The sequence below is a fragment of the Bathymodiolus japonicus methanotrophic gill symbiont genome (genome assembly GCF_019721995.1).
GTDB lineage: Bacteria > Pseudomonadota > Gammaproteobacteria > Methylococcales > Methylomonadaceae > Methyloprofundus.
Genome location: NZ_BLYC01000074.1, coordinates 1 through 11,980 on the forward strand (window position 1 = coordinate 1; position 11,980 = coordinate 11,980).

Consider the following 11,980-nt stretch of genomic DNA (forward strand, 5'->3'; position numbering starts at 1 on the left):
GCTGGGGGATTATAAATGTGGATTCTATCTATCAACTGAACGTCTGGTTAGCTTTTTTATATTTCATTCATGGAATATAGCAAAGCACCACCACAAAATTCTGTTGCTTGTTGAAATGCATCAGAATAGGTGTAAGCACTTATAATTGTGGTTCGTCCATCTTTGGCTACGACTTTATATGTTTTCATTTTATTGACTCCATAAAATTATTAATTTATTAAATACCCGTATGTTTAAAAACCCAATCTTTATATTGATAGCCAAATATAGACCCATATACTGAACCAGTTACGAAAGAGCAGTCATAAAAAGGAATATTAAGGTCCTTAGCTACAAGTTCAATATCTGACTTATTAGGGTATTCTAAAAATAGCAAGTAAAAGGCATTGTAAATAGCTGGTGCTACATTGATAGCACAAACACTATTAATATCACCAACCTGGCGTCCAAGTTCTATAACTCTGTAGAATATTTTCTGGTTTTTTTCTACTTTTGATAGTACCTGAAGTGCTTCTTTCCAGTATTTTATATCAACAGTAGAAACGATTTTAAGGTCAGTATTAATTACTGACAGTATTTTTTCTGGAATAAATGCTGTTTTTACTCGTTTGCCAGCTATTGATATCAGAGTCATAAATTTAATATGATCTGAGAGCTCTTTCGATGGCTTATCAATTGTTCGGGCTACACTTAAAAATTGAGTACTTAAACTATCAGTTCCAAATAATTTTGGCTTATGTAACATATCACTATAGCTTTGTAAGAGTTCCTTAAGGTCTTCCACATTCTTATCTAGGGATAAATTTTCACCAATTAAGCTGGTGTTGTTTTCAATATTTTTATATTTCCCCAATGCATATATTTGCATAGTCCTATCAACTATTGAAAGTAACACTTTACTGCAATATGATATTCCATGCTTTGTAGCAAGCTCAATCCTTATTTGGTTCATTACCAATTGAGGCCCATCCTCTACGGCTTTAATTTCCCTACTAATTGAACCTAAATACTCAGATTTTTCAAATCCAGAGTTAATAACAAAAGATTTTGAATCGCTATTCCCTACAAACGCTGGATCTAGTTCTTCTAAAATAAAGTCTTTTGCTAATTGTTTATTATCCCCTAAGCGACTTACAATTCGATTAACATATGGGGTACTGATCTGGTTAATGCGTTCTTTTTTGATAGACTCTTTTGAGGTTTTTTTCTCTTCTCTTTCTTTTTGTTGGTTATGCTTTCGCTGAAAATCATGGAAACGGAGCTTAGCGAAGTGGTGATTTTTAGTCCCTGATAGGCGACAGGGCAATTCGCTGATTCGACGTGTGCTAGCAGCACGCGAGAGGAGCAAGAATTGCATTCCGAATAGCCGTCCAGCCAGTGAGGTAGTAATGACGAAGCGGCTTTTGTGCGTAGTCGTTGCGGACGCAGGGCGTTCAGGGCATCTCCCATCCGCTGCGTAGGTGAACGAATTATGGCGACAGGAGTCCCGGAATTTCGTGAGGTAGCATGGCGCGCCTGTTATTTCTTTCTTGATATTGCTTTGTTTTTTCTGCAATAAATTGTTTTTCAACAATGATACGTTCCTGCCTATCTTTCTCTTCTTTTAATTTACGCAGGTATTTATTATAGGCTTTTTCTTTTGCCTTCTTTTTGCTCATTATTTAAATTTCCCTGTATATACTTACATTGATCGGGTCTATTTTCTGATTTTTTTATATTAAAAATGGTGGTTCTGTCGCAATAATTATCAAAAGCTCAGGCCTCCTAGTCTTCAGGCATAACTATCCTGCTAAAGCCATAAACTGCTTATAAGCAGGAATATTTTCCTCAGACAATTGCCCCTTTCGGATGATATGTGCCGTTTCAATTCCATCAATTGTTGCTTGGGCGGAGTGAAACGCTTTAAAGCCCATCATCCCTATTCAAAACCTTTTAAAATCGCTTGCTGTGCTTTTTCTTGGTAGATATTTTGATAATGTGTCATTGCTTCGGAAATTGTGAAGGCTGACAGCTCCAAGGCTTCAAGTTCTCTTTAACTGCTTGATGATGAAAAGGCGATGCTGTGTCGATTGGGTTGGCGGTTGTTGCTTGATTACTCGCTTACTGTTCAGCCAGTCGATTAAATCCATTTGCTCCATGCGCTCGGCTTTCTTTTTTTGGATTTTTTGGAAACGATGATAAATACAGATTTTTAATTTTGACTTAACTTATCCACAAGGCACTTTTACAAGGTTAAATATAAAAGGTTAAATAAAGGAAAGGATAGGGGATTTTTTCAAGCAAAAAAAATGTTATATATCAATAATATAGAGTTAAAATAATTTTTTAAGTGTTCCGTGTACTGCCTACTTTAGCCCTAAGTGTTCCGTGTACTGCCTACTTTAGCCCTAAGTGTTCCGTGTACTGCCTACTTCTGTTCCGTGTACTGCCTACTTTTTTGCTCAAGTGTTCCGTGTACTGCCTACTTACAAAGAAAAATTTACCTATTTTTTTGTCATAAGTCGGTGTTTTTTTACAAGTGTTCCGTGTACTGCCTACTTACTGTGCCGTGTACTGCCTACTTACTGTGCCGTGTACTGCCTACTTTGATTTTGACTTATCCACAATTTGAAGATCATTTTTAACGGCTTTTTGTTCTATGATGTTAGCTCTTTTATTGGCTGCTTTTTGCTCGCTGGAAAATTCAGAACTTGGCGTAATCCTATATTTAACATCTACAATCTTGCGCCCTTCTCGTTTTTCTTCAATTTCATAACTATAAATTGTCCCGTTTTCTTGTAATTCCTCTAATGCCTTTATAACTTTTATTCTATTATTTCTCTCGTGCTTCGATCTTAAAAGCAAACTAGCGGCCTTCATTGAGGAATAATATAAATCATGTGTTGTGATTAAACTCGCATAAGTAAACCGCTCTATAAGCCTCCTAAGTATCCAGCCGCTTAATTGCTCCTTACATGATGTAAGCCGCTTTAAATTAAATTGTCTATATTGCAGTGTATTAACAGCATGAGAGATAAATACGGATAATTGCGCGACATGTAAGGCTTTTGTGTCTTCAAGATATTTTTTACGATCTACTTTTATATAATTATTAATTATCGGGTTGGAATATATTTCCTCACCCTCTTCAAAAACTGTCAAAACACACTTACTCATAACTTCTAAAGAATGCTTAATTTGTTGGTGCGTTCTACTGCATTTATTCTTTCTAAGCTCCTTATTTATCATGCTATAGCTAAATCTTACCCAGCTTTCGGAGTTCCTCGCGTCATGTATGCCTAAATTTTGTTCTGTAAAAATCTTCTTTAATACTTCCTCTATTATTTCCTCTGATTTAGTAGGAAAAAAAGCCATAAACTCGCCGTTATATTGTTCAATCAATGCAGGCTGTACCCTTACTTTATAAGGTAAAGGCCCGCCATTTTGCCCCCTTAATATATATTCTTGTGTATAAGGCTTGGCTAAACCCTCGGCAGTTCTAAGGCTTTTTTGTTCCTGTGGTGATAAAAAATATTTAGGGATACGTTCCCAATATTCAACCGTGTTTGAAACTTCACTTACATCATTAGTTAAAAAGTCAGAAAACAAATCATGTTGAATACTTTTTATTGGTAAGCTTGGCGGTTTTTTTATTACCTTTTTAACAGCTTTCTTTTTAGCTGGTTTCTTCTTGGTATCGGCCATTTTCTTTTTCCCCTTGTCAAAATATCGCGGGTCGCTTGTATCATAATAAGGCATTAGTACAGCGTCCTTTGTTTCAAGCTGCTTAACACATGCCTTTGATAATTCAATCATGCTATAACCTCCTTTTAACTGGTTCATTTTCGGTTCAATGGTTCAAATGAGACAATGAAATTATTAATTAAACCATTAAATACATAAATTATTATATAATAAAATAAGTAAAAGAATAAGTAAGTAAAGACTTAAATAATTGTTTAATTTTTTATGTACGCCTTCATGTGTTTAATAAAGGCATCCGTCATGCTCTCCCCGCTCTTCAAAGCTTCCATTTTATAGCCTTGTTGTAATTCTTTGGGTACTTTAAAAGTCATAGTAACCGTTTCACCACTAGCAATTTTCATTGCTTCTTTGATAACTTGCTCTTTGGGCGTTAAATATTTACGTGTTGGTTTAGCTTTCATTGTTCAAAATATCCATAATTTCAGTGGTCAAGTTTTCGATTTCTTCCAGTGCATCAGCGTTTTTTCCGCTGTGTACAGTCAACCCCTCCCCCATTGTCTGCTTGTAGATTTCCCTACTATATAAAACAGTGTCCAAGGGGTTAAAGCCGCTTTCTTCTGTGGCTGGCCTGATTTCTTCAATTAACTTTGTATTTTTGGTTGCTGCATTAATAATAAAATGGGTTTGGGGCTTGCCCTCTGTAACTTCATGCCTTGCGGCTATGGCCTCGGTTATATCGGAAGCCCCCCATATATCAAGCGCGGACGGTGCAACGGGTATTAAGACAATATCGGCGGCTCTAATTGCTGCCCCTGCCATTTTTTCGGCCTTGGCTCTCCCGTCAATAATGACAAAATCATAAGGAGCTTTTACGCCTTCAATATCCTTTGCCAGTGTTTCACGATCTAGACCAATAACAGATACAAGCTCACCCTCATTTGTTGCGCTCCAATCCCGTAAAGAGCCTTGCGGGTCACTATCCACCATAAGGACGCTATATGCCCTCGTTTAAGGATAGAAACCCCTACATTAGCGGCTATGGTCGTTTTTCCTACGCCGCCCTTTTGGTTCAAAATTGCAATAACTTTACTCATAACCTCACCTTTATATAATTACATAATTAAAAGCATAAATAATTATAACATTAAAGATTCAGAAAATTAAATAATTAAATAATTAAATAAGGAAAATAATCCTATCTTTTTGTAGTAATATTATTACTACTTCATACTACAAAAACAGTGAAATTATGGAACGCAAAAGCAAGGTAACGCAAAGCGCGGTTAATGCTAACTGTAACCATTTACAGGATGACAATAAAAACGTGACTGTAAACGCCGTTATAGGTGTTATAGGCGGGTCTTTCTCTACCGTGGGTGATATGGTCAAACTCTGGCGTGATGAACAGGCCGCGCATTCTGCGCCATTACTGCAAATGCCTGAAAGCGTTAATCAAGCCATGAATAAAGCGGCCTTTGATATTTGGGCGGCGGCCTCTGGTCTGGCTGGGGAATCTGTCGAACGCATCCAGAAAGAAGCAGGGGGCGCGATAACCAAGGCAAAGGCCGAACTGTTAGAATATGCGGGGGAAGTCTCACGGCTAGAGCGTGAATTAGAGCAAGCTAATTTAAAAACTATTGAGCAGATAAAAAAAGCAAATGAAATGCAGGAGGACGCCGTTAGGCTCTGTCGCATAAATCCCCCTTCCCGACGTTATCTGCTATCATAATTATCAATTTCAATAAAAGGTGGATCACATGCTCAGCTTCAAAGGCACTCACTTTCCAAAAGATATCATTCTTTATGCTGTTTTCTTTTATGTCAGGTATGGCGTTTCGTATCGCGACCTTGAAGAAATTATGGAAGAAAGAGGTGTTGAAGTGGATCATGCTACGCTCAATCGTTGGGTTATCCGTTATTCTCCTGCCATTGCTGTAAAAGCTAAATCTCAGAAACGAGAAACCAATAAATCGTGGCGCATGGATGAAACGTATATCAAAGTGAAGGGTCAGTGGACCTATTTATACCGAGCTGTTGATAGTCACGGGGATACGCTTGATTTCATGCTTTCTGAGCACCGTGATGAAGAAGCTGCAACCGCATTTTTCAAACAAACGATTAACAATAATGGCTTTCCTGATAAGGTCGTTATGGATAAAAGTGGCGCTAACTATGCAGGATTAGCCAATCTTAACCTCTTGTTAATCCTCGCTGGGTTTGCCACTATGATTGACATATTACAAGTTAAATATTTGAATAACATCATCGAACAGGATCATCGCTTTATCAAAAAAATAACAAAACCGATGATGGGCTTTAAAGCGTTTCACTCCGCCCAAGCAACAATTGATGGAATTGAAACGGCACATATCATCCGAAAGGGGAAATTGTCTGAGGAAAATATTCCTGCTTATAAGCAGTTTATGGCTTTAGCAGGATAGTTATGCCTGAAGACCAGGAGGTCTGTGCTTTTGATGATTATTGCGACAGAACCATATTGACTGGTGCCTTTATAAATATCGACATCTTTTTGAAAACGTTTTTGCAAGGATCAAGCACTTCAGAGCCATTGCTACACGATATGACAAACTGAACAGGCGCGCCATGCTACCTCACGAAATTCCGGGACTCCTGTCGCCATAATTCGTTCACCTACGCAGCGGATGGGAGATGCCCTGAACGCCCTGCGTCCGCAACGACTACGCACAAAAGCCGCTTCGTCATTACTACCTCACTGGCTGGACGGCTATCGGAATGCAATTCTTGCTCCTCTCGCGTGCTGCTAGCACACGTCGAATCAGCGAATTGCCCTGTCGCCTATCAGGGACTAAAAATCACCACTTCGCTAAGCTCCGTTTCCATGATTTTCAGCGGCGGAATTTTGAAGGCTTTAGCTTGTGCTTTTTTATGGTTGCCTATGTGAAACGGCAACAGCCCCTAATAAAAGATAATAAATTTAAGGTGACTTTACCAGCAAATAAAGGGAACCATCACCTTATTTTCCTTCATCAGAAATAAAAAAGGAAACAGATGCTTGAAATAAGAAGAGGTTCTGCGGCAAGAAGCTACGAAAACACATTTTTTAGAGAATTCGTTAAAAACCTACAAATATTGTTTGATAAATACTCGATTGATGGCTTGTTGATTGCCAACTCAGAGTGTGAAATTTCTCCAAATTTACAAATTGATTCTCTACTAATTACTAAGAATGCAATTTGCTTGATTGATTTAAAAAACTTTGGCGGCGATATAATTCTACCTCAAGCAGACACTGATTTTTCTGAGGGGCAGTGGGTAACTCAAGGGGGCGTAAGAATTAAAGGTGGTAGTCATATTAATCCTTACAAGCAACTGTTTCAGCAAAAAAAAGCATTCACATGGGTTTTTCACAATTCTGCGATTAAATCTAGCATTATTTCAAGTAACGAAGAATTAAACCCATCCCATGTAAAGAAAATCATTTGCTTTCAAAAGCCTATAAAATTAAAGGGAGAAGTCCCAGGTAGGGATGAAATTGATTTTTTTATTACAGACTCTGAAAGTTACCTTGAAACTATAAAAGATATTCTTGATATTGATGATAAAGAGGTCAAATTATCAAAGAAATCTTTTGATATATTTAAAGAAATTTTCAGAGCAGAAACTTTTTCTCCAGCTGAACAATATAATAAACCAGAAATTTTAGAAAGCACTTCAACTATCTTAAATTTTGATGGGTTGTATCCCGATCAAAAATCAGCCCTTCAAGAAATAACAGAGTTTATTAAATCTGATACCGATAAAATATTTATTCTTCAAGGTACTTCATTAAGTGGAAAGTCTTACCTGTTACCCTTTATAGAGGATGCAGGGTTTAATAATAATATTACACAAATAGAATTTTTTGCATCATCAAGCAGAGTCGCATCAAATTTACTATCAGAAAGTAATACACAATTTAATAGTCTTTACTCATATATTTATGGGGGTGGATTACAAGAGGAACAAGACGATAATGAACCAGTTAATGAAAATGACAGTTTTGACAAGATAAAGCTTGAAGTAGTTCCTTTGAAAAAAAATGAAGATGAGAATAAGGCTCTTTTTGTTGTCGATGAAGCACAATTAATTTCAGACAATTACCACCAATCAATTGATTTAAGGTTTGGCTCAGGCAAGTTACTGGAAGACTTTATTAAGTTTTCTGACCTAAGCAATTCAAATAGAAAAATTATATTCATAGGTGATAGATTTCAGCTATCAATGGGAAAAAAGGAAGAAAGTGCTCTTAATCCTAGTTATTTTGATGAAAGATACAAATTAGCCACAAAAGCTTTCCAATTGGTTGATAAGGATGATATTTCATCAATGGTCAAGCAAGCATTGATTCCAGTGAATGGGATTAGGAATCACAATTATAATCAACTATCATTTGAAATTTCAGATAACCTAAAGGTTTTAGAAAAGAATAAAATCTTATCAATTGTAGAGGAAAAAATAAAAAATAACTCTAATTTTCATCTATTGAGCTACTCAAATTTTGATGCACAAAAAATAAATTTATGGATAAAGCAATCCATTCTTAAAAATGGCGAATATTTAGCAGAGAATGATTTGGTCATTATTAATAATAATTTCAAAATAGAAGAAAAAAATAATCCATTTTCAGAACAAAAGAAAATCTATAACGGTCAATTTGGAACAGTAAGCAGCGTTGGCAATGTTATATCAGAAGTAATTACTCCAAAAGGCAAGAAACCAGTTACTATTAATTTCAGATATGTGGGTATAACCCTCAACGATACTAGTCATAACGCGACTATTTTAAGTCTTGAAAACTACAGATTAAGTGAAAAAGGAGAACTTTCAGAAGATGAAATTATTGCACTCAAAATCATATTGAATAGAGAAGTTAATGAAAAAATAAACAAAAATCCATTCGAGAAGTCAGAGCTTCAAAAACAGCTCATTCATTCAAAAAAATATAATGATTTATCAAAGGAAGTAGAAGCATTAAAAGATAGGCTGGAAAATGGAGAGAAAGTAAAGACCAAGCTAGAAGAAAAGGAAGGGCAAGTAAGGAAACTTATTAATTCTACCAAACGACAGCACCGAAAAAACATTGAAAAAGAGTTATTTATGGATACCTCTTCTAAATATAAAAAATATAAAAATTGTGCGCACTTAAGATATGGATGGGCCTTAACCGTCCATAAATCTATGTCTTATAAATGGGATGAGGTCTTGTTCAACGTATATCAGGGAGAAAATAGAGGGAAAACGAACGAAGGATATTTCAAATGGATTTATACGGGATTAACGAGGGCAAAAGACAATGTTGAACTGATTAATTACAGACCAATTACACCATTACTGAAAATTGAGTTTAAAGACAGCAGCACAGGTAGTAAAGTAGATAAAAAAATCTATTTCATTGTAGATAAGGATGTAAAGCCAGATATATTTAGTACTACACTAATAAAGAAATTTAATTTCACTGAGGATAAAACAACATCAATATTGATGCAACTCCACCAATTTGTAAGCAACAAACTTGAACATCAAGGTATAAGTATAAAGTCAATAGATCATCCTAATTATCAAGAAATATATGAACTAGAAGGTGACAATAAACAAACCGCCAAAGTGTCAATTTACTACAATAACAAAGGTCATGTAAAAGTGCCAACCTTAATGAAGGCAGAGACAAAGCAATTTGGAACTGAGGTGATGGAAGCATTCATGAGTGATTCTGGAATTATTGATTTTGGCTTCATTAGTGATGACTGGAGAAGGAGGGTTTATGCTGATATTTATTCATCTTTTAAGGATGATGGTTATAAAATAGCCCATATCATCCAAACACCTTATAAAGATACAATTAAAATCATCCAAAATGAGTCAAGTTTGGTTGTAGATATGTACTATGATGGCGATGGTTTTTTCTCAAGCATTATCTCAACCTACTATAGCGATATAAAAGTTTGGGATTATTATCAATCCACTTTGAAAGCTTTACAATAAGGATTTATGTGCTATGGCTATTAGAAGCAGGCAATATATTATTGATAAAAACAGCAGCCAAAAGGTTTTTCAATTAAGAAAATCTGGACAAATGCTGGAAGCCCATAATTTGGCAATAAAGCTTTACAATCAAAATCCCGAAGATGAGTGGATACAGAAAGCTTATGCTTGGGTATTGATTGATATTATAAAAAATGAAATAAAAAGTAATTCCGGCAAAGCTAGTGATTTATTTAACCAACTGCTGTCAATAGATATAAATACTGATGAAATTATTACCAAGCAAATTAATTTTCTAAGACCAAAGTTAGAAGATAATTATAAAGACGTGCAACAAGCTGAAAACCTGAGCAAAAATGGTGATCATACTCAGGCAATAGACCTTTTTAGAAAGCTTCAAAATGAAGGAAAGTTGTCACAGACGCATCATGAATCCTTTGGCTGGGCTATCTATAGATACATAAATTCTAACAAAGACAATTTACAAATAAATATAATAAAAAAACTATTAATTGAATATCTAGAATTACATACACCTAAACCAAGTATTCTTCATTCTGTGCTTTTGAAATTTTCAATAAGTTATGCACAAAAACATCAGCAATTCAATTTGTTTAAATTTTTTAAGTTATGGAATCCTGAATATTTAAGAGATGAAGATAAAGAACAAGAGTCAAATGAAGGAAAAATATATCCCTCATTAGTTGAACGCTTATTGAGACAACTTATCAATGATAGCAATCAAATTGATATCGAATATTTACAGAGAGCTATTGGCGATAAAAGTTTAGTAATTGATTCAATCAGAGAAGCATATTTTTGGAAAATATTTAATTTACACAAAGAAAATAATCTTGCAAACCTGTGGCTGATGTTTGATCACTATATATCAAAATATTCAAACTATGGAGCTTCGCATTGGCACTCTGAAATATTAAAAATTGCAGATAGATTCATGACCGACAGGGATGCTTGGAGGTTTTATGATTTCTTCCATAAGTGGAATATTGAAAATTTTCAAGACAATGATTGGCATGAAGAAACAATTGATGGATATAAAAGTAAGCCTTTAGTCAAAAAAGCACTCAAAAAAGTATTTGAATTTTCAAAGCTACCTGGCAATAAAAATAAAGGATTTAGTTGGATAATACCTTTGTACAAAAAAGCTCTGACATCATTTGATAATGATATATGGCTATTGAGAGAATATGCAACTATATTAAATATTTCTGGAGAAACACAAGAAGCAATATGTATATACAAAAGCATATTGCTTGATCTGAATGATCAAGCTTATGTATGGCATGAATTTGCAGAATTATTGGCTGATTCTAATTCTGAGATTGCAATATCAATGCTTTGTAAGTCAATTAGCATTCAGAAAAATGAAGATTTTCTTGGAGATATTCACCTATTGCTTGCGAAATTATTGATTGATGTAAATAAATTAAAAGAAGCCAAAAATGAATTAAACACCTATAGAGAGCATAGAATAGAAAAAGGATGGAAGACTGCTGAGGTGTATGAATCCCTAGAATCCCATCTACATGAAATTAATGTAACAGGTGATAACTCAGGATTTTATGAGAACAACATTGATCTAACAGTGGAATATATTTATAGTGATATACCTTGGCAAGACTTCTTGTTGTATGATAAGTGGAAAAATAAGAAACAGCAGGAAATATCTTCATTTACTGATCTAAATAGCATTGAATTTATTGTTAAGACAAATAAATTTGATATATTAGGAAACTCAATTGTTAATGCTGTTATACAGTTTAAAACTCATTATGATAAAACTAATAATAGATATATTGCATTACAGGCCCAAAAATCTACTTGTACTTTTGCCGATCTCACAGATAAAGCATCGAGTGCATTAGCCATCATTGATCATGTCAATGAGCAAAAAAAGTTATTTCATTATGTAATAGATTCTACTCTTGATGGAATTATTCGTTTTTCACAAACAGAACTGAGACCAAATATTGGTGAATTTCTTGAGATCAAATATTTTACTTCATATAATAAACAGAAGTGTGAAAGGAAACTGCATATATTAGATGTTAATTCTACTGATATGGAGGATCAGTCATTAATAAAAACGGTTAGTGGTGAGCTAAGTCTTAAGTATAAGGATAATGGTCGAACAATTGATTACCAGGATATTATAGATGATGAAATTGGTATTGATATTAAAAAACCTGATTTTGCATTTATAGATGATTACTATGTACCGAAGTATCTTTTAAGAAAACAACATATATCTAGTGATTGTGATGTATCTGTT

The 11,980-nt window shown here is 34.8% G+C and carries 13 protein-coding genes and 1 pseudogene; 7 read left to right on the forward strand and 7 right to left on the reverse strand.

Features of this window, described 5'->3' with window-relative positions:
• Positions 1 to 217 precede the first annotated feature (217 nt).
• Positions 218 to 1,306: a hypothetical protein gene (locus K6984_RS28655; protein WP_221898424.1), complete on the reverse strand. Its 1,089-nt coding sequence runs from the start codon at positions 1,304 to 1,306 to the stop codon at positions 218 to 220.
• 99 nt (positions 1,307 to 1,405) lie between these two features.
• Between K6984_RS28655 and K6984_RS28660 the strand changes: the two genes are divergently transcribed.
• A complete protein-coding gene (locus K6984_RS28660) occupies positions 1,406 to 1,558 on the forward strand; it encodes a hypothetical protein (protein ID WP_221898425.1) in 153 nt (50 codons plus the stop codon).
• Positions 1,559 to 1,781: 223 nt separating this feature from the next.
• Here the strand turns inward: K6984_RS28660 and K6984_RS28665 are convergent.
• From K6984_RS28665 to K6984_RS36825, 5 genes and pseudogenes are all read right to left on the reverse strand, one after another.
• Positions 1,782 to 1,916 (reverse strand): annotated as a pseudogene (locus tag K6984_RS28665) (IS6 family transposase); the annotation flags it as partial.
• A 664-nt stretch (positions 1,917 to 2,580) separates the two neighbouring features.
• A complete protein-coding gene (locus K6984_RS28670) occupies positions 2,581 to 3,795 on the reverse strand; it encodes a hypothetical protein (RefSeq protein ID WP_221898426.1) in 1,215 nt (404 codons plus the stop codon).
• Positions 3,796 to 3,938: 143 nt separating this feature from the next.
• The gene (locus tag K6984_RS28675) at positions 3,939 to 4,145 is read right to left on the reverse strand and encodes a cupredoxin domain-containing protein (protein ID WP_221898427.1); all 207 of its coding nucleotides are present in this window, start codon (positions 4,143 to 4,145) and stop codon (positions 3,939 to 3,941) included.
• Positions 4,135 to 4,671, reverse strand: a complete 537-nt coding sequence (locus K6984_RS31875; protein WP_230988344.1) for an AAA family ATPase — start codon at positions 4,669 to 4,671, stop codon at positions 4,135 to 4,137. The genes K6984_RS28675 and K6984_RS31875 overlap by 11 nt, the downstream gene beginning before the upstream one ends.
• Positions 4,590 to 4,778: a ParA family protein gene (locus K6984_RS36825; RefSeq protein ID WP_230988345.1), complete on the reverse strand. Its 189-nt coding sequence runs from the start codon at positions 4,776 to 4,778 to the stop codon at positions 4,590 to 4,592. The genes K6984_RS31875 and K6984_RS36825 overlap by 82 nt, the downstream gene beginning before the upstream one ends.
• Positions 4,779 to 4,933: 155 nt before the next feature.
• Here K6984_RS36825 and K6984_RS28685 point away from each other — a divergent pair, with 155 nt between their 5' ends.
• Positions 4,934 to 5,413 (forward strand): DNA-binding protein, encoded by a 480-nt coding sequence (locus K6984_RS28685; protein WP_221898428.1) that lies wholly within the window; start codon positions 4,934 to 4,936, stop codon positions 5,411 to 5,413.
• A gap of 28 nt (positions 5,414 to 5,441) precedes the next feature.
• The gene (locus K6984_RS28690; RefSeq protein ID WP_221898429.1) at positions 5,442 to 6,125 is read left to right on the forward strand and encodes an IS6 family transposase; all 684 of its coding nucleotides are present in this window, start codon (positions 5,442 to 5,444) and stop codon (positions 6,123 to 6,125) included.
• Positions 6,126 to 6,256: 131 nt separating this feature from the next.
• Here K6984_RS28690 and K6984_RS35385 read toward each other — a convergent pair whose 3' ends face one another.
• Entirely contained in the window at positions 6,257 to 6,391 is a 135-nt protein-coding gene (locus K6984_RS35385) for a hypothetical protein (protein ID WP_263458912.1), read from the reverse strand.
• Here K6984_RS35385 and K6984_RS35390 point away from each other — a divergent pair.
• From K6984_RS35390 to K6984_RS28705, 4 genes are all read left to right on the forward strand, one after another.
• A complete protein-coding gene (locus tag K6984_RS35390) occupies positions 6,348 to 6,470 on the forward strand; it encodes a hypothetical protein (protein ID WP_263458913.1) in 123 nt (40 codons plus the stop codon). The genes K6984_RS35385 and K6984_RS35390 overlap by 44 nt on opposite strands.
• On the forward strand, positions 6,461 to 6,607 hold the full coding sequence (locus K6984_RS28695) for a hypothetical protein (RefSeq protein ID WP_221898430.1): 147 nt from the start codon (positions 6,461 to 6,463) through the stop codon (positions 6,605 to 6,607). Before K6984_RS35390 ends, K6984_RS28695 begins: the two co-directional genes overlap by 10 nt.
• Positions 6,608 to 6,714: 107 nt before the next feature.
• On the forward strand, positions 6,715 to 9,687 hold the full coding sequence (locus K6984_RS28700; protein ID WP_221898431.1) for an NERD domain-containing protein/DEAD/DEAH box helicase: 2,973 nt from the start codon (positions 6,715 to 6,717) through the stop codon (positions 9,685 to 9,687).
• Positions 9,688 to 9,700: 13 nt separating this feature from the next.
• A partial coding sequence (locus K6984_RS28705; protein ID WP_221898432.1) for a tetratricopeptide repeat protein occupies positions 9,701 to 11,980 on the forward strand: 2,280 nt, incomplete at its 3' end.